Below are 19,155 nucleotides of genomic sequence, written 5' to 3'. Positions count from 1 at the left end.
AAAAACTTCTTACCGTCGTTATGACACGCCTCGTACCGAGGGATGCCAGAAATTCATTCTCTTTTCCAGACGAACCAATAAGGCATACACCAGAGAACCCACTACCGACGCCACGACAATCGCCGCCCATACCACCGACATATGCATACGTGCGGCTTCAGTAGAAATACGGAACCCCAGCCCGGCGGTGGGAGAACCAAAAAATTCCGCCACAATCGCGCTGATCAGTGCCAGTGTGGCGTTAACCTTTAATGCGCTAAAAATAAACGGCATGGCTGCGGGCAGGCGCAGCATTAACAGTGTTCGGCGCGGACTGGCGGCATAGCAGTACATTAGCTCCCGTTCCAGCTTGCCGCTGGCCTGCAACCCCGCCAGCGTACTAACCAACGCCGGGAAGAACGTCACCAGCACAATCACCGCCGCTTTGGACGGCCAGTCAAAACCGAACCACATCACCGCAATCGGCGCCACGCCCACCAACGGAACCGTACTGGTGAGATTGGCCAATGGCAGCAAACCCCGTTGCAGGAATGGCAATCTATCGATCAACAGACCAACGACAATCCCCAGTCCACTGCCCAACAGATAGCCCACCAGTACCGCTTTCAGCACCGTCTGCACCACATCGCCAGCCAGCAACGCCGCACTGTCATACAACGCTTGTATGATATTGAACGGCGTCGGCAACAGTACCTGCGGCACAGCAAACACCGTCACCAGCAATTGCCAGAAATAGACCACCCACAAACCGAACAGGGTTGCCACTACACTGGCGGGCAATCGGAGATTAACTGTCGCCAGGCGCTGTACACTGACCATCGCCAGCAGTACCTGCGCGGCCAGGACTACCCAGTACGTCGCCCCGGTACTATCGACAAACATCAATAATCCGGCACTACTCAGTACCAGCACCATCAACACCACCAGCCGCCATAGCCTCGCAGAGTCAGACAGCGCCACCAGGCAGGCCGCCAACAGCAACGACATTATCGCCAACAACGTCAATGAGGCTGGACCCGGCGCTGATCCCCATTGGCTAAACGCCAGCAGAATCATCAACAATGCGCTGACCAGCATGAAGGTGCCGGAAATCTGTTTTGCTTTCATCACGCCTCCTTACGTCGCCGCATCACCAGTCGCTCGGTCAGACTGACCAAGGCGGTCAGCCCCAGCCCCAGCAACGACGCCATCACCAGTGCTGACCAAATCTGCACGGTGTTACCATAGTAAGAACCGGTCAGCAAACGAGCGCCCAACCCGGCCTGCGCCCCGGTTGGCAGTTCCGCCACCATCGTGCCCACCAGCCCACTGGCAATCGCCACCCGGAACGCCGGAAACAGGTACGGCAGCGAAGAAGGCAGCCGCACCAGCCAGAAAGTATCGATACGGCTGGCTGCATAAGTGTGTACCAGCTCCATTTCCATCTTTTGTGGCGCACGCAATCCCTGTACGGTGGCAATGGTGACCGGGAAAAAACACAGGTACATGGCAATGGTGGCTTTCGGCAATAACCCGGTAATGCCCATACTGCCGAGAAGAATCAATACGATCGGAGCGATAGCCAGCACCGGTACTGTTTGTGACGCCACAATCCACGGCATCAACGCTTTATCCAGCGTGCGGGAATGCACAATGCAGATGGCCAGCCCCAGGCCAAGCAGTACGCCCATGACAAAACCGGTCAGTGCCGCGCTGGCGGTCACCCAGGTGTGTAACAGTAAATTGCGTGGTGACGTGACCGGCCACTGGGTCGTACTGTTCCAGATATCGCTGATAATCTGGTCCGGTGTAGGCAGTACCGGCCGCGGCATGGAAAACGTGGCCATCACCAGATCACGCCAACTCCAGGCACCTTTCGGTGCCAGCGTGCGTTCAATGGCACCGGAGGCATTCAACCCTATCGCCAGCAGATACCAGCACAACAATACCGCCACCACCACCACGCCGATGGGCAACGCGTGATAACGAAATACTTGCATGCGCAGAGACGTATTAGTGTTCATGATGCCCCTCGACCAGTGCCGCCCTCACCTCTTGCGCCAGCCGGATAAACTCCGGCGTATCGCGCAGCGACAGATCCCGCTCATGTGGCAGCGGCGAATCAATAATTTTGACAACCCGACCAGGGCGCGGGGTCATGATGACAATTTTGGTGGAGAGGTAGACCGCTTCCGCAATCGAGTGGGTGACAAACACAATAGTGCGCTGTTCGGTGTACCACAGTTGTTGCAACTGCTGGTTGAGGTTATCCCGCGTCAGTTCATCCAGCGCGCCAAATGGCTCATCCATCATCAGGATTTTCGGTTCAAACCCCAGAGCACGGGCAATAGAGACCCGCTGTTGCATCCCACCCGAGAGTTGCCATGGATATTTCTTCTCAAAACCAGTCAGCCCGACACGCGCCAGTTGTTCACGAGCAATGGCGTCACACAGGCCCGGCGGGCGTCCCTGAATCTGCAACGGCAGCATCACATTGGCCAGTATCGTGCGCCACGGCAGCAACACCGGTGATTGAAAGACATACCCATAAGCACCGGCCTGACGCGCTTCAGACGGCGTCATATCGTTGACCAACAGGTCGCCAGAGGTTATCGGTTCCAGATCGGCGACGGTACGCAGCAGCGTGGTTTTACCGCAACCGGAAGGGCCGATGAAAGAGACGAACTCTCCCTGCCGAACGGTCAGGTTGATATCTTTTAACGCATGTACCGGTTGGTCCGTCGACGGGTAAATCACATTGGCATCGCGCACCACGATCGCGGGTCTGGCAGCCGCAGTTGCAGGTTTAAGCGTCACAATAGAGGGTGCATCGGCATACATTAACTGACTCATTACGGTTATCCCCTTCATGTCATTTTTTGACCGAATGGTTAGGTTTCTTGCTATCACTTATGCCATTTTTGTGCCAACGTTCATTTTTCACCCAAATCCATAAAAATAACGGACGTTAGCCACCATATAATTCTTTTTTATGGCTAAATTGGTGCAATTAACGACAAGTTTGCTTTTACATGGGGCAAGAGGATGAGAGCTATTCCCGTACGAATGGGCTCCATGGATCCGACAGCGTCCAACAGCTGTCGTTCCCCGCCTGCCGCGGGGATGACCACGGGGCTTCTGCCGTATCACTCCCGCAGAACAACGCAGACTACTTATCGATCATCAGGTCCGCCAACGCCGCATCAATGATCCCCAGACCCTGTTGAATTTCAGCGATGGTGACAGTACAGGGCGGGACGACATGCAAGCGGTTTTCCGCCACGAAGCCGAGCAAACCACGATCCAGCAGGCCTTTTTTCAGCTCCGCCATCAACGCCGCTGACAGTGGTGTTTTGCTGACAGGATCAGAAACCAGTTCCAGCGCATGGAAGACGCCTTTTCCCCGTACATCGCCGATGATGGCGTATTTATCAGCCAGCTTCTGCAATCCCTCCGCCAGCACGCCGTCGCCCACCAGTGCGGCATTTTCCACCACATGTTCCCCTTCCATCGCGTCAATAGTGGCCACAATTGCCGCCATTGCCAGTGGATGACCAGAGTAGGTCAGTCCGCCGGGGAACAACTGATCATCAAAAAAGTGGGCAATGCGTTCAGAAATAATCACCCCACCCGCCGGGACATAACCGGAGTTCACCCCTTTGGCAAAAGTAATCAAATCCGGCACCACGCCGTCATGCTGGAAAGTGAACCAGCGACCGGTGCGGCCAAAACCCGCCATCACCTCATCCATAATCAGCATGATGTTGAATTCCCGTGCCAGCGCCTCCACCCCTTGCAGATAACCGGCAGGCGGCACCAGAATTCCTGCGGTCCCCGGAATGGTTTCCAGCAGAATGGCGGCAATGGTGTTTGGTCCTTCACACTCGATAATTCGCCGTAAATAATGTAGCGCCGCCGCACACTCCTGCTGCTCCGTGGTGGCCTGAAATTCACTGCGATACAAATAAGGGGTAAAGAAATGGACATGGCCGCGGGAGTAGTCGTTTGGCAAACGACGCCAGTCGCCAGTGGCACCAATCGCGCTGCCGGTGTTGCCGTGATAGGAACGGTAACCAGAGAGAATTTTTTCTTTACCGGTAAACAACCGGGCCATGCGGATAGCATTCTCATTGGCATCAGCCCCGGCGTTAGTGAAAAACACCTTGCTGAAGTTTTCCGGCGCGTGCGACACAATGCGCTGCGCCGCTTCACCACGTGCCAGATTGGCGGTCGCCGGAGAAATAGTAGTCAGAATATCCGCCTGCGCTTTAATCGCCGCCACCACTTTCGGATGTTGGAAACCGATATTCACATTCACCAATTGACTGCTGAAATCCAGATAAGAACGGCCTTCATAATCCCACACTCGGCATCCTTCCCCACCGGCGATCACCAGCGGATTCAACGCGCCCTGCGCTGACCAGGAGTGGAATACATACTGTCTATCCAGTTGACGTACTTCATCGTTGGATCGTACCTGTTTCAACGCCATCTTCTCGTCCTCCTCGTTATCCCGACACCCATAAATGCAGTGGTTGTCTTGCAGACTAAGAATAAACACGGCAGGAGCGATAGAGCCAGTTAGTGGAGATCATTGGGCCAGATAGGTGTCACAACAATTTCCGCCAACTGGCCCTGTGCGAACGGTAAACCGGTCCGTAAAGTGAATTTCGCCATGAAAACAGCCACTACCGATAACCGGACAGAGACAAAATCGGTATGACGTCTCACAACCGGGAATGTCTGTACAGCACCAAGGGATGAAATTACGACACGGAAAATAACGACAGCCAGTTAACCGCACACGATGAGGAAGTCTTTTTATGCAGAATATTGTGTTTATTACCGGCGCGACGTCTGGGTTTGGTCGCGCCGCAGCGCATCACTTTGCCGCACAGGGTTGGTCATTGATCCTGACCGGACGGCGTGAGGAGCGGCTCAAAGCACTGGCCGATGAACTTTCCACACAGGTGCCGACCCATATTGCCGTACTGGATGTACGCGATGCCCACGCAGTACAGATGCTAGTAGCTGGGCTGCCAGAAACCTTCAAAGCGGTGAAAACACTGGTGAACAACGCCGGGCTGGCACTGTCGCCACAATCCGCGCAGGCGGTGGCGCTGGAAGACTGGCACACCATGATCGATACCAACGTCACCGGGCTGGTCAACGTGACTCACGCGCTGCTGCCAACACTGATTAAAACCGGCAAAGGGGCCAGTATTATTAATATCGGCTCGATTGCCGGACAATGGCCCTATCCTGGCAGCCACGTGTATGGCGCGTCCAAAGCCTTTGTGAAACAGTTCAGCTATAACCTGCGCTGCGATCTGCAAGGCACGGGGGTACGCGTTACCGACCTGGCCCCCGGCATTGCCGAAACCGAGTTCACGCTGGTACGCACCAAAGGCGATCAATCCGCATCGGATCGGTTGTACCGCGGCACCACGCCACTGACGGCGGACGATATCGCTGAACAGATTTTTTATGTCGCCACACTGCCCGACCATATGAACATCAACCGCATTGAAGTAATGCCGGTACGTCAGGCGTGGTCAGCATTCGCCATTGACCGCGATCCGGTGTAACTCACGTATTGATGTGTTATTCCCCGTGCAGACGAAGAACCTTTTAACCCGATAACATCCACATGGAGCATTATCCCTGGTTTCATAGGGATAATGTGCCTTTCTGCGGATATAAACCCAGAACGGCATGCGTTCCGGTACATCTTTTGCTTGTTTTCCTGAAGATGATTCAGCACCAGGAGCGGAAGATGATCGATCATTGTCTGCATATTGATTTTGTGGCCAACCGAAGTCTGCAAGAACAGTTGCGTGAAACGCTGATTGCCTCGATTCTGACTGGCGTATTCCCCGCCGATGAAGCACTGCCGTCGTGTCGTAAGTTGTCCTGTCAGTTGACGATTTCCCGCAATACCGTGGCGCTGGTATATGAAAGCCTGCTCAACGATGGCTATCTGATCAGCCGCCCCCGCAGCGGTTATTACCTGCATCCGGATTACCACCAACCGGAAAATTCTGCCGAAGCCTACGCACGTCAGGCGGCGACCAACGACACCCGGCAGGCACCAGAATGGGGCAAACGCCTGAATGTCAGCCCCAGCAACTTCCTGGCCATCATGAAACCGGCGCGATGGATGGAGTATCCGTATCCCTTTATCTACGGTCAGCCCAATACTCAACTGTTTCCTATCGAACAGTGGCGTGACACGACTCGCCGGGTTACCGGCACCCACCGCGATCACCATTGGCTGTACGACAATATCGATCAGGACGTTTCACTGCTGGTCGAACAGATACGCAAACGCATTTTGCCTAAGCGCGGCATTATCGCCCGTGGTGACGAAATTCTGATTACACTCGGTTCGCAGAACGCGCTCTGTCTATTGTCGCAACTGTTATTTAACCGTAACACCCGCGTCGCGGTAGAAAATCCGGTATTTCGCGAAGCGATAAACACCTTTTCCTTACAGGGCGCACAGATTATTCCTCATACGCTGGATAGCGAAGGACTCTGCTTACATGAGATGTCCCGCAACTGCGACTATTTTTACGTGACGCCCAGCCATCAGGCGCCCACCGGTATCCGCATGAGCAACGAACGCCGTACTGCGCTGTTGGAACATGCCAGCCGCTACGATCAGATCATTATCGAGGATGATTACGACTCGGAAACCAGCTTTGATCCCTATCCGCGCGCCGCACTCAAGGCCAGCGATGTGCATAATCGGGTTATTTATGTCAGTAGTCTGTCGAAATCGCTGTCGCCCGGCCTGCGGCTCGGTTATCTGGTGGCGCCATCAGAATTGATTGATGAACTGCGGGCACTGCGACGGTTGATGTATCGCCATCCACCCACCAACATCCAGCATCAGATGGCGCACTTTCTGGCCCAGGGATATTACGAAGCCTATCTACATCGCTACCAGGAAGACTCCGCCCGCCGTTGGGACAGCCTGAATAACGCGCTAAATCACTGTCTACCGGAATGCCGCCGCATTGAAGGCAGTGAACATGCCAATGCTTTCTGGATTCGAGCCCCGGAAGGTATCAACACTCAACAGTTGGCCTGGCGCGCCGCACATGCCGGTGTACTGATTGAACCGGGACAGGCGCATTTTCTTGGCTCACCGATGCCGGGGAACTATTTCCGGCTCGGCTTTCACGCCATCGATATGAAACAAATCGAACCCGGTATCGCCCGGTTGGCACAAGCCTTTCACCAGACGGCATCATCCCGCGGACGATGACAGAAGAGAAACGCTTGCACACACGTTTGTTATCAACCGTGCGTACAGGATGCGGAAGAACGCCCGTTGCAGGTTATCGCCATTTTACAGCGTATAACCCATCACTTGTCGCAGATAGGCACCGGCCCCCAACAGTCCCGGCTGCGGATGCGTGATCATAAATACCGGAATAGCCGCCAGATACGCTTTAAAGCGCCCTTTATCTTCAAATGCCACGCGGAAACCGGAGTTCTGAAAGAAGTCCATAAAGCGCGGCACAATACCTCCGGCGATATAAACTCCGCCAAAAGCACCCAGCGTTAAGGCCAGATTGCCGCCAAACCGCCCCAGCAAGACGCAGAATAGTGACAACACGCGACGACAATCCACGCTGCTGTTTTCCAACGCCCGCTCAACAATGATTTTTGGCGTCAGCGCTTCCGGCGTGCGGCCATCGATTTTGACAATAGCGCGATAGAGGTTCACCAGACCCGGTCCGGACAACACCCGCTCAGCCGAGACATGCCCCAGATCTTGCCGCAGGATACACAGAATGGCATCCTCCTCCTCACTATTGGGTGCGAAATCCGTATGCCCACCTTCACCGGGCAAGCTAATCCATTGCCCATTAACCGGCAACAGATGCGCCACCCCCAACCCCGTCCCGGCACCGTACACCGCCACCGGCTTACCGGGCAGCGCCGCGTCGCCGCCCATTTGCAATACATCATCCTCGCCCAGCATCGGAATCGCCATGCTGACGGCAGTAAAATCATTGATGACATCCAGACAGTCAAAATCCAGATGTTGCTTCATTTCTGCAATGGAAAAAGCCCAGTTGTGGTTAGTCATTTCCACCCAATCCCCGACCACCGGGCAGGCGATAGCGATACAACCGCTTTTAACCATGAGATCGCCATGCTCATCCAGAAAAAGCCGGATAACCGCCTCCAGGCTATCGTGATCCTGAACCGCATATTGCTTACTGTGAGAAATTTTGCCGTTAGCCAATTCACACAGGGCAAAACGCGCATTAGTTCCACCGACATCACCCACCAGCGCATACTGATACATAAATTACCCTCTCCGATTAAAGTGCCACCCTGCCGATTCAGACACGTTTTCAATGATATCCAGAATATCGACATGGCTGGTGACGTCAAACATCAGGAAGCGATTTTGCAGAGTGCCCCATGATCGCCCGTTAAATGCTCAAGAGTGACACGCTCGTGATATGGCAAAATCTTTTACCATACGCGCCAATCCAGTCTGTTGATCCACCGATCACCGTGCCGCTTGAATGAGAAAAAATCAATGTTCCTTTGCCCTTATCCTGCGTATCTTCATGACAGACTGGGTGAATGACAGCCAGAAAGAAAGACAATTAATCTGATTTCAAAAGGAGAAATGCGTGGAGATAACGATACCAGCCGAACTGATTCCTTCCGACCCTCGTTTCGGCTGTGGTCCCTCACTGATTCAGCTTGATGATTTAACCGTGCTGAAAGAAAAAGGCCCGCACCTGCTAGGCACCAGCCATCGTAAAGAGCCGGTTCGGGCGCTATGCCGGGAAATCCAGCAAGGTCTGCGGGATTACCTGTCGGTGCCTGATGATTACAGTGTCGTATTGGGTAACGGTGGCGCGACGGTGCTGTTCGATATGGTCGGGTTGGGGCTGGTCAAATCACGCATTATTCACCACGTTTGCGGCGAGTTCTCTGACAAATGGTTCAAAGCTTCCCATCGCATTCCGTGGATTCAAGCGCAAGCACTTCGGGTGGATTACGGTCACGCCCATAGCCAGTTTGCTACTGATGGGGCTGATGTGGTGGCTTGCACTCTGAACGAAACCTCTACCGGCGTGATGAACACCGCACTACCACACGTAAACGAACAGTGCCTGCTGGCCGTGGACGCCACCAGCGGCGCTGGCCAAATCTCCTGTGATCTGTCGAAGGTCGACGTGTTCTTTTTCTCGCCACAAAAAGTGTTTGCCAGCGAAGGCGGATTGTTTGTTGCCATTCTTTCGCCGAAAGCCAAAGCGCGGATCGCCGAGATCGCCGCCGATCCACAACGCTATATCCCGGTCTTTGCCGACTGGCGTAATGCCCTCAGCAACAGTGAACAGCAACAGACCTACAACACACCGGCGGTAGTGACGCTGTTTCTGTTTGCCGAACAGCTGAAGCGTATGAACGCCATCGGTTTTACGGCGGTTCAACGTCAGGCCGCAGAAAAAGCGGAACATTTGTATCAGTGGGCAGCAAGCCGTGATTATTTATCCGCTTACGTCGCAGAGCCGGCTAACCGCTCCACCACCGTCGCCGCGATTGATGTAGCAGACCACATCTCAGTGGATAAACTGACCCGCTATCTCGATGCTCAGGGGCTGGTGCATGGTATTGAAGGCTATCGTGCCTTGGGTCGTAATCAGTTACGCATCGCCCTTTTCCACAACATCACGCTCGATGATGTGAAAAAGCTCACCGCACTGATCGATTTTCTGATTGAGAGCGGAGAGTTTGAGCACGTGCAACAATAATCCAACACCGTCCGGGTGGGTTTTATTTACCATGACCCCCGGTCGGTGATATCAACGTTTACCGGTGCTGGCTCTGATGATCAATTGAGCCGGCAATTCATGGTACGGCTCAACGTCATCACCTTGCAGCACCGCCAACAGTTGTTCCCCTGCCCGTTTTCCCATCTCTTCATAAGGTAGCGCGATAGTCGTTAGCGGCGGCGAACACACCGCGGAAAGATTGCCGCCGCCAATGCTGGCAATCGCCAGTTGACTGGGAATGGCGATACCGCCGGCATGGCAGGCCATCATGCTGCCGCAGGCCACTTCATCGGTAGTGCAGATCAACACGTCAAGCTCCGGCCAGGTCATGCGAATCTCTGGCAGCAACTGATGTCCGGTGCTGAACGTTGGCGGATGGGGTGTGGTCACGACCCGGTGCGGTGACTGGTCCATTCCCAACATTCCGCTATGCCAGCCATTCATGATCTGTTTGAAGATAGTGTTACTGATCTGGGTGCATAACAGCCCTATATGACGAAACCCCGTATCAGTCAACATTCGGATTAGCGCTTTGACGGCCTGGGCATAATCCACCCCGACACTGACTCCGATGGTCTCATGGTTGGCACCACCGACTTCCAGCACTGGCAAACCTGAATTGACCAGTAAACGACGAGAATCCTCGGCGTTATCAAAATTGAAATGCACCATTGCCGCCGGATTATAAGAGAGCAGCATCTCAATCAGTTGGCTCTCACCCGCGGAAGAGTGGTTGGCTTCCACCACCATCATGTTATAGCCATACGGCTTTAACACCGCCTGCAACGCTCCCGATACGGCGGCACAACCGGGTATCTCAAACGAGGGAACCACCATGATAATCAACCGAGAGGTTGCTGAAGCCAACCCACTTGCCGCAAGATTAGGAACGTATCCCAGCTCCGCGACGGCCGCTTCGATTTTTTCACGTAACGCGGGCGACACTTTTTCCGGTACCCGTAACGCACGGGATGCCGTCATGGCGCTCACGCCGACCAGACGGGCAATATCGGCCAGGGTACTTTTCCCCGTACTTCGCCGCCGTTTTTCTCTCATCGGTTCTCCTGTGTAAACACCCTGAATAACAGCATGATGAAGCTTAAAGGGATTGCTTGCACGACGCCAACAAAAACCATCGCGGAGGGGCGTGAGCGGCCTCTTGGCACGTTCAACGTGCTGAGCCTATTCATCATTATTGCATTTGTAATATTAGCGTTAACTTATTTTTTAACATTTTACAATGTTAGCGCTAACTTTGAGAAATGAATCACAGAAAAGAGGCTATGTTATCCCCTACATTGGACCCGACAATCAACCGGTTATGAGGTGCTCATGCTTTCCCGCTGGCTTACACCTGAAAAAATCCATGTTGTGGAATCAGTTAACAACTGGCAGGAGGCAATACATCTTGTTGCGGCGCCACTGATGGCAGACAAATGTATTAACCCCGAATACATCGATGCAATTTTCACGTCTCACCAGCAGCAAGGGCCTTATTACGTTCTGGCTCCCGGTTTGGCAATGCCTCACGCCCGGCCAGAGCAAGGCGTATTAAGAAACGGGCTTTCCCTGTTACATATCAATCAGGGAATCAGCTTTGGAGCACCAGACAACGACCCGGTGTATGTCGTGATCATGTTATGTGCCATTTCAGGTAATGAACACATCGCCATGATTACCCAACTCGCTGAATTATTCAGCGATGAAACTCGCCTGCAAACATTAATTACCGCCAATACACCAGAAAGCATTCACACCCTATTGGCAAACTGCGACTGATAATAACGAGGAATAATATGAAAAAGATACTGATTGTCTGTGGTAATGGTCTTGGCAGTAGCTTTATTGTTGAGATGAATGTCAAAAAAATAATTATTGAATTAGGCAAAGAAGCCACTGTCAGCCATACCGATTTAACCTCAGCAAAAACAGAGAACGCCGATATTATTCTGGGTGCGAAAGATATTGTCGAGCAAATACAAATACCCGGTGCAAAAGTATTTGGCCTGACAAACTTATTGGACAATAACAGAATTAAAGAAATACTGTCCGAGCATCTATAACAACACTCATTAAAACAGATACCCGCCATCTTTCAGGTTGCAGGTGCGTTATCTTCGTTACTTGGTTTCCGCCCTCCTGCATCTCAAGATCTATGCGGTATAATGGAGTAACGTATGCTGCAGTTTATTATGATGGATGTTCTCGGAACACCCGCGATACTGGTTGGCCTTTTTTCATTACTGGGGTTAATACTTCAAAAGAAAGCACTCTCCGATGTCATTTCCGGCACCCTCAAAACCGTTATGGGTTTTGTTATTCTCATCGCCGGCGCGAAGTTAATTGCAACCACGCTGAATATTTTCAGTCAATTATTTGAACACTCTTTCAATATGCAGGGTGTCGTGCCAAATAATGACGTCATTGCCGCCCTGGCACAGGATAATTTCGGTACAGAAACCGCCATGATCATGGTTTTTGGCATGGCCGTTAATATCATTCTTGCACGTATTACCCCGCTGAAATACATCTTCCTGACGGGTCACCACACGCTGTATATGGCAGCCTTGCTGGCCGTTATTCTCTCCACCGGAGGCATACATGGCGCGGGGCTAATTATCATTGGGTCACTGATTCTGGGTACCTTAATGGTGGTCAGTCCGGCAATCCTGCAACCGTTTACCCGTAAAATCACCCATTCGGATGATTTGGCACTAGGGCACTTTGGTTCAACCGGGTATCTTCTCGCCGCGCTGGTGGGCAAAGTGGTAGGAAAAGGCAGCCCTTCCATTGAGGAGTTGAAAGTCCCGAAGACACTGAACTTTCTGCGTGACTCCTCCGTTGCCATTTCATTGACGATGATGATTTTGTTTATCGTTCTGGTGATCATCGCCGGAAAAGCGTTCACTGAAACGCAGGTAAGCAGTGGACAAAATTACATTGTCTTTGCCATTATCCAGTCCATTACTTTTGCCGCCGGTGTGTATATTATTCTGGCCGGTGTACGGATGGTGATTTCAGAAATTGTTCCGGCATTCAAAGGGATTGCAGATAAACTGGTTAAAGACGCCAAACCGGCACTGGATTGCCCAACGGTATTTCCCTTCGCGCCTAACGCCGTCATTATTGGCTTTCTGTCCAGCTTTCTGGCTGGGTTAATCAGCATGTTTCTCTGCCCGCTATTTGGGCTTAGCGTCATTGTCCCCGGACTGGTGCCCCACTTCTTCTGTGGCGCCACCGCAGGAGTTTACGGCAATATTACCGGTGGCCGACGTGGGGCGGTTATCGGTGCCTTTGCCCAGGGGTTACTGATCTCTTTCCTGCCCGCCATTTTATTACCCCTGATGGGAGAACTGGGATTTGCTTCCACCACCTTTGGTGATGCCGATTTCGGTATTGTCGGCATTATCCTCGGGAAAACCATTGCCTTTTTTCATTAAGCACCTTTCTCCTTCAGACCATCTCCTTGATCCTATCATGCCTGCGCAAGCAGGCATTCATGATCCTTATATGAGTGATAACCGCTGCAAATAGCCACCAATGCATTAGAAACGTCTCATAAAGCGACAAATAAAATCGATCTTTAGTAAAAACTCGCTCTCTGATTGGTGCTAAGGTAAAAGCGCAATTGAATTATTAAGCGATAAAAATGCAAATATATGCATTTCTTATGGCTGAGTTAAGTCACTTTCAATTTAGTGAGGTTATCTATACCGTGCTAAGAATCCTGCGGACAGTGCCTGACATTAAAAAAAAATCGGCGACGTCCCACACGCTGAAAGATGATATCTACGGTTTGGCGCTGGGTGTGCTATTTATTGCCGTCGGCCTGAATATGCTGAAACTTTCCGGCATGATTACCGGTGGTATCGCTGGTATTGCGTTGTTGATTTCCTATTTTATACCCCTGCCCATTGGTATTATTTTTATTATTGCCAATATTCCGTTCATGATTTTCTGTTATTTTTCCATGGGTAAGGGCTTTACGCTGAAAACCCTGTTCGTCAATATCGCACTCAGTATCCTAACCCAGGCCATTCCTCATCTGATCATCATCAACTATATCCATCCACTGTTTTCCGCGCTGGTCGGCGGAACATTCATCGGGATGGGGATACTGTCTCTCGCCAGGCATAATGCCTCTGTCGGCGGCACAGGCGCGATCACACTCTGGTTATATAAACGCTTCAATATCAATGCCGGTAAAACCCAGATGCTGCTGGATGTGCTGGTATTTCTGGTGTCACTGGCAAAAATGCCCGCGATGCTGCTGTTCTGGTCAGCCATCAGCGCGCTGGCAATGAATGCCATGTTGATGAATTGGCACAAACCGGGACGCTATCAGGGAAGTAGCGAAGCATCGGAACAAACAGGCAATAACCCGTCAGAAAATCGCAGTCAGCGTAAATAAACGATATCAGGCCATGTTATTGCTGGCACTTGCTCCTTCAGAAAGGCATAAAGCTTATCGATGTCAGATCTTTGCCGAAAAGGGCAAACCATGCAAAAAAATAGCGTTTATAATTATGTTAAAAATCGATGTTTTCCTCTTGAATGCAAATATTTAAATATTAAATTTTCATAGTAAATGAGTATAAAAATCACCCATATGAACGCTAGTTAATTTAAAAAACAGTTAAGAAATCAAGAATAGTGTATTTAAATCATTTTATCTTTCAATATATTTAATTTTGATAACACATCAATAATAGGGTTTGAGATAACATACTTAGTATTAGATTTTGTTTTACAAACTTCACAATGCTTAACCGATGTAGGTTCAAGTGCATCTTCATATTTGTCAAAGTGAGGAGTACCACAAACATTACAATATGTAGTCTCTATCCGAAGCTTGAGATAGTTCTGTATACTTAGCATTTTCATATATTCTGGAAGGATTTCCATTTCACCAATAACGATCCTACCGACTGTTGAATCAAATCTGATACGAGTATTGTCGTAACCGTGTACGTGAATCCCATCTTCCTCTATGGAACCACCAGTCCAAACAATTGCTCTACAGCAAGTCATTAAAGAAACACCTCCACAATACTTATCCAAATCAAGGTTCAATACATGTGTTTTTAATTTAAGCGGAGGATATTCGGTTAATGCTGTAATAGAAGTAAAAACATCTTTTAACCTAGTAGAGAATATTTCATTACTTATCCGGTAAGTTGAATTACAATGGTGGCATTCACCTTTATTTTCACCCACTATATGTGGTAGTTCATTTTCGATAGTCGACCCACAATTTTGGCATTTAACTGATGATATTTTCTTACCAAGCAAATTTGCGACTAGAAAGTTTTTAGCCATTGAATAATCCAGAGAGAAAGATTGATTATTACCCTGTTCCAAGGATTTTATATTTACTCTATCGAAAGTATCATCAATAATTTTCATTCCACCTTTCTTATACCGTGCATGAACATGTATACCCGGTTTTAAGTTTGGATCATTTTCTACTTTAACTGTAGAAAATACAGCTGGATAAGCCGGCCAAATTGCGATGCCGCCAGTGTACTCGCTGAACTCAAGGTCTAATTCTTTTACTGACATTTTACTAGCCTTTTTTAAATTATAATTTGTTAGTTAATATAGTTTCATTCTCTATAGATAATTTCGTTGGCATGAGTAATGAAATACAACTGACAATAATGCCAATGAAGCACCCAAAATGAAAACTAACTGGATGATAGTCAAACTGGATAGATAGACTTCCCATAAACTGTCAAGTACACCAATTACACCGACACATAAAACAACAAGAAAGATCAACGCAAACGATTGCTCTTTTATGAAAAAGTTATGGGTATAACCAAGAGGGCTAACAACCTTCAAAAATTCTCTGAGACTGTGTAAGCTGCCAGTTTCAAGGCCGTCAAAACCATCCACTTCTGCAATAAAATTATTTACATTACATCCTATACATTAAAAACAAAAGTCATGATAAACGTGAACAGGACTAACTATTTTTTATATCACTGCCTGTTATGAAATATGACCACTTTCTACCAATGGATAAAATACTTCATTTAAAAATATAGAGCTCAAAGAGATACTATCTATGTTTTTGCTATTTACCCAAAGAACCTCTTCGATTTCATTACATGGTTTTATATCACCAGAATATTTATTAACCCAAAAAATACTCATCGTCAAAATAACACTTTCGTTACCTGCTGCTGGTGCAGTGAAAATACCATAAGGTGAAATATCTCTCTCTGTAATAGTCACCCCTAACTCTTCTCTTAGCTCCCTAATTAATGCAGACTCAATATTTTCGCCCTTTTCAGGTTTACCACCTGGTGCAAAATATATATCTTTACCTCTTGTCCTCAATACAAGAAGTGAATTTTCTTTAATGAAAATCCCAGCTGATTTTTTCATAACGTTACCTGTTAAATTTTTTCGTAAAAAATATTATGAGCTTTGCTGATTAATGTCAACGTAAGTTATAAATTTTAACTTACCTATTTATGCCAGTCCATGCAGGGTGATTTTTCTATTTATTCAATTATTTTTATTCGAAAGTAACTAATTTTAAGTGTAACTGTAAGCACACTCATTTTAGTTCCACGAGTTTTCTTAGATTTCCAGCTATTCAGTCATCAGAGCACTGGCGATGAACTGGCACAAACCGGGACACTATCAGGGAAGTAGCGAAGCATAGGAACAAACAGGCAATAATCCGTCAGAAAATCGCAGTCAGCGTAAATAAATGATATCAGGCCATGTTATGGCTGGCACTTGCTCTTTCAGAAAGGCATAAAGCTTATCGATGTTAGATCTGCGAGGCGTATTTTCTGACCATACCAGATAATAACCATCACCCGTACTAACTGCCTCATTAAAAGGCGCCATCAACACCCCTTGTTTTAGTGCCTGAAGGCTAAGCACAAGGTCACCCACCGATACACCATGTCCGCTGATGGCAGCCATATTTCCTTGCTCCAACGTGTCAAACACCATACCGCGATGAATATTGATCTTAAGTTCATCACCTGCTCTTTTTAACCAACGCCGCCAGTCTCTACGATCGGGCGAGGGATGAATTAATTCGCACTGATGAAGGTCAGATTTACTATTAAGTGTCAGGGTTGGCGAACATACTGGAATCAACAACTCTTCAAATAGTCTGGCACTGATCGTGCCTTCGCCAAAATGCCCATTCCCCAGCAAAATTGCACAATCATAAGGCTCGTTAGAAAAGTTGATCGTATCGAAGTCCATCCAGACACTGGAGATCTGGACATGAATAGATGAGTTTTCCTCACTAAACGCCGGTAAAATACCCAACAACCAGCGCATTGTCAGTGTGGAAGGTGCCTTTAACCGCAGATCACTGCTATTACTACGGAAAATCTCACAAGCCTTCTCTAGCGTATGGAACCCTTCCCGCAGTTGTTGTGCCAATATTCTACCTGCTGTGGTTACTTCTACACGGGGCCCGATCCGTATAAAAAGCTGACAGCCAAAATCTTCTTCCAGTGTTTTGATATGTCGGCTGACTGCACTGGGAGTAATTGATAACACCTGCGCTGCCTGGGTAAAGGAAGAGTACCTTGCTGCCTGTTCGAAAGCCCTTAACGCATAAAGTGGAGGAAGCCTCCTGACCATGACAGACTCCAATAATGAGTTTTACTCACAGTAAACGACACTTTTTCCCGTTTTTCAACTTTATCAGTTCCCCTGATAATTACCCTACATTGATGAATGTCTTACTTAAGGAAAAAGAACGATGGAATTAAAAATTACCGCTGGCAAACTGCATCAACAGTCTGATATTCAGATGATCGCAAGAGATTATCTCCCAGGACAAATGCAAGAAGATTGGTCAATTAAGGCTTATAGTGAATTCAACAATATACTGAATAATGGTCATTTCCCTTGCCTGTTTGGCAGACATGCTTTTAAAAATACATCATTAATATTCACCTTTGTAGCACAACAGAATCCGCAGTCAGACCTGATAAACAGTATCATGAATTATACGAAATTCGTCAGGGACGTTCCGGTTAAACAGCGTTTATATAGTCCTTTGGTATTATTTTTCGAAAAAAAAGATTTTCAGTGTCTGGCTCAAGAACATGCATTTGCATGGTCTCAGCTTCAGATGATTCACGATAACGATCCCGCCAACTGGCCGGATAACATACCATCAGAGCCGGATAATCATCTATGGTCATTTTGTTTTAATGGCATCGAACTCTTTATTAATATAAGTTGTCCACATCATCTAAAACTTAAAAGTCGTAATTTGGGTAATCATATCGTTTTTATTATTAACCCAAGAAAAAACTTCGATATTCTTGCGAGTAACCAAGATGAAAAGGGTATAAAAGTCAGAGAGCGAATCAGAAATCGAGTTTGCAATTATAACAACGGTATTGTGCCTGATGAATTGGGATTCTTTGGTAGTTCCCATAATTATGAATGGAGACAATATCAGTTGAACGAACCCGGTGATACTGTCTTGCAACGTTGCCCTCTCGTCATAAAACCCAAAAAAAAATAACGAGGAGATCGCGTAATGAATATTCCACTACTGACACTGTATGTGATATCAATTTTTTTGCTAATCATTACTCCGGGCCCGGTTGTAGCGCTTATAATTAATACAACTTCTCGTTGTGGTCATCGGCGCGCCATTCTCACCAGCATTGGCACAAACTGGGCTTCTCTACTGTTAATCGCCATCGCAGCAATGGTCATTGCTGGCGTATTTTCAATCAGTAGAACATTTCTTAATATTATCAGCCTGACAGGCTGCTTATTTCTAGCCTACATTGCACTGCAATCTTTGTATCAGGATTTCAGAAAAAATAATACAACCGAAAACGCAATATCAGATTCAATTCCTTCTGAGCAGACCAACACCGGTTTTATTAAAGGATTTTTGGTTGGTATATCTAATCCCAAAGATATTATTTTTTTCATCTCATTTTTTCCACAGTTCACCGGTATCACTCGCTCTTTCAGTATCAGTATGGTGGTACTTTCCAGTGTGTGGATAGTTATGGATTTCATGATATTACTTTTTTATATTTTCATCACAAAAGGGACGTTTTTCAGCCGAAATAAAAGGAAGGTTTCTATAACTTCATCCATTTTTTTACTATTGGTGGCGATAGCCGGTTTTACTTATACCAGTCATGAGCTGCTCTGCTAAAATGGACAACATTAATTAGCCTCAATATCTTTTCACGGTATCCCTGAGGATGACATTTTTAGTCCTGCTAATTTTTTGAGATCTCCGGTTCTTTTGATCCCGGACTCAATTCAGTGTCACCTTAAATCAGGGTGCTTCGTCAGAACTGCAATTTCACCCGTCGTAAAAAAGGTCAGGATACCGAAG

At 48.5% G+C, this 19,155-nt stretch carries 18 protein-coding genes; 9 read left to right on the top strand and 9 right to left on the bottom strand.

The features are described 5' to 3' along the window. Window positions 1-18: 18 nt before the first annotated feature. From PCO85_00690 to PCO85_00675, 4 genes are all read right to left on the bottom strand, one after another. Window positions 19-1,107 carry an ABC transporter permease gene (locus PCO85_00690; protein WJV54046.1) on the bottom strand — a complete coding sequence of 363 codons (1,089 nt, stop codon included), beginning with the start codon at window positions 1,105-1,107 and terminating at the stop codon, window positions 19-21. Continuing rightward, window positions 1,107-2,003, bottom strand: a complete 897-nt coding sequence (locus tag PCO85_00685; GenBank protein ID WJV54045.1) for an ABC transporter permease — start codon at window positions 2,001-2,003, stop codon at window positions 1,107-1,109. The genes PCO85_00690 and PCO85_00685 overlap by 1 nt, the downstream gene beginning before the upstream one ends. Continuing rightward, window positions 1,993-2,832, bottom strand: coding sequence for an ABC transporter ATP-binding protein (locus PCO85_00680; GenBank protein WJV54044.1), 840 nt, complete (start codon window positions 2,830-2,832; stop codon window positions 1,993-1,995). Before PCO85_00680 ends, PCO85_00685 begins: the two co-directional genes overlap by 11 nt. A gap of 316 nt (window positions 2,833-3,148) precedes the next feature. After that, window positions 3,149-4,471: an aspartate aminotransferase family protein gene (locus PCO85_00675; GenBank protein ID WJV54043.1), complete on the bottom strand. Its 1,323-nt coding sequence runs from the start codon at window positions 4,469-4,471 to the stop codon at window positions 3,149-3,151. 331 nt (window positions 4,472-4,802) lie between these two features. Here PCO85_00675 and PCO85_00670 point away from each other — a divergent pair, with 331 nt between their 5' ends. Both PCO85_00670 and PCO85_00665 read left to right on the top strand, forming a co-directional pair. Continuing rightward, window positions 4,803-5,567 carry an SDR family NAD(P)-dependent oxidoreductase gene (locus PCO85_00670; protein WJV54042.1) on the top strand — a complete coding sequence of 255 codons (765 nt, stop codon included), beginning with the start codon at window positions 4,803-4,805 and terminating at the stop codon, window positions 5,565-5,567. Window positions 5,568-5,755: 188 nt separating this feature from the next. Then, window positions 5,756-7,252, top strand: a complete 1,497-nt coding sequence (locus PCO85_00665; protein WJV54041.1) for a PLP-dependent aminotransferase family protein — start codon at window positions 5,756-5,758, stop codon at window positions 7,250-7,252. An 84-nt stretch (window positions 7,253-7,336) separates the two neighbouring features. Here PCO85_00665 and glk read toward each other — a convergent pair whose 3' ends face one another. Continuing rightward, a complete protein-coding gene (glk, locus tag PCO85_00660) occupies window positions 7,337-8,305 on the bottom strand; it encodes a glucokinase (GenBank protein ID WJV54040.1) in 969 nt (322 codons plus the stop codon). Window positions 8,306-8,642: 337 nt separating this feature from the next. Between glk and PCO85_00655 the strand changes: the two genes are divergently transcribed. Further along, window positions 8,643-9,773: an aminotransferase class V-fold PLP-dependent enzyme gene (locus PCO85_00655; protein ID WJV54039.1), complete on the top strand. Its 1,131-nt coding sequence runs from the start codon at window positions 8,643-8,645 to the stop codon at window positions 9,771-9,773. 51 nt (window positions 9,774-9,824) lie between these two features. Here the strand turns inward: PCO85_00655 and PCO85_00650 are convergent, their stop codons facing one another. Continuing rightward, window positions 9,825-10,850 carry a LacI family DNA-binding transcriptional regulator gene (locus tag PCO85_00650; GenBank protein ID WJV54038.1) on the bottom strand — a complete coding sequence of 342 codons (1,026 nt, stop codon included), beginning with the start codon at window positions 10,848-10,850 and terminating at the stop codon, window positions 9,825-9,827. 276 nt (window positions 10,851-11,126) lie between these two features. Here PCO85_00650 and PCO85_00645 point away from each other — a divergent pair, with 276 nt between their 5' ends. From PCO85_00645 to PCO85_00630, 4 genes are all read left to right on the top strand, one after another. After that, the gene (locus tag PCO85_00645; protein ID WJV54037.1) at window positions 11,127-11,573 is read left to right on the top strand and encodes a PTS sugar transporter subunit IIA; all 447 of its coding nucleotides are present in this window, start codon (window positions 11,127-11,129) and stop codon (window positions 11,571-11,573) included. A 17-nt stretch (window positions 11,574-11,590) separates the two neighbouring features. Further along, window positions 11,591-11,857, top strand: coding sequence for a PTS sugar transporter subunit IIB (locus PCO85_00640; GenBank protein ID WJV54036.1), 267 nt, complete (start codon window positions 11,591-11,593; stop codon window positions 11,855-11,857). A 114-nt stretch (window positions 11,858-11,971) separates the two neighbouring features. Further along, on the top strand, window positions 11,972-13,234 hold the full coding sequence (locus PCO85_00635) for a PTS ascorbate transporter subunit IIC (protein ID WJV54035.1): 1,263 nt from the start codon (window positions 11,972-11,974) through the stop codon (window positions 13,232-13,234). A 275-nt stretch (window positions 13,235-13,509) separates the two neighbouring features. Beyond that, the gene (locus PCO85_00630; protein WJV54034.1) at window positions 13,510-14,205 is read left to right on the top strand and encodes a YitT family protein; all 696 of its coding nucleotides are present in this window, start codon (window positions 13,510-13,512) and stop codon (window positions 14,203-14,205) included. A gap of 248 nt (window positions 14,206-14,453) precedes the next feature. Here PCO85_00630 and PCO85_00625 read toward each other — a convergent pair whose 3' ends face one another. The 3 genes from PCO85_00625 to PCO85_00615 form a co-directional block, all read right to left on the bottom strand. After that, on the bottom strand, window positions 14,454-15,356 hold the full coding sequence (locus PCO85_00625; GenBank protein WJV54033.1) for a hypothetical protein: 903 nt from the start codon (window positions 15,354-15,356) through the stop codon (window positions 14,454-14,456). Between the two features lie 432 nt (window positions 15,357-15,788). Further along, window positions 15,789-16,187 (bottom strand): NUDIX domain-containing protein, encoded by a 399-nt coding sequence (locus PCO85_00620; protein WJV54032.1) that lies wholly within the window; start codon window positions 16,185-16,187, stop codon window positions 15,789-15,791. Between the two features lie 318 nt (window positions 16,188-16,505). Beyond that, complete coding sequence (locus tag PCO85_00615; GenBank protein WJV54031.1) at window positions 16,506-17,417, bottom strand: LysR substrate-binding domain-containing protein; 912 nt, start codon at window positions 17,415-17,417, stop codon at window positions 16,506-16,508. Between the two features lie 121 nt (window positions 17,418-17,538). Between PCO85_00615 and PCO85_00610 the strand changes: the two genes are divergently transcribed. Together PCO85_00610 and PCO85_00605 are read left to right on the top strand one after the other, a co-directional pair. Further along, window positions 17,539-18,315 (top strand): YqcI/YcgG family protein, encoded by a 777-nt coding sequence (locus tag PCO85_00610; GenBank protein WJV54030.1) that lies wholly within the window; start codon window positions 17,539-17,541, stop codon window positions 18,313-18,315. 15 nt (window positions 18,316-18,330) lie between these two features. Further along, window positions 18,331-18,969, top strand: a complete 639-nt coding sequence (locus PCO85_00605) for a LysE family translocator (protein WJV54029.1) — start codon at window positions 18,331-18,333, stop codon at window positions 18,967-18,969. Window positions 18,970-19,155: the final 186 nt, after the last annotated feature.

The sequence above is a fragment of the Prodigiosinella aquatilis genome, assembly GCA_030388725.1.
Classification (GTDB): domain Bacteria; phylum Pseudomonadota; class Gammaproteobacteria; order Enterobacterales; family Enterobacteriaceae; genus Prodigiosinella; species Prodigiosinella aquatilis.
This window is presented reverse-complemented; position numbering and strand designations above follow the sequence as displayed.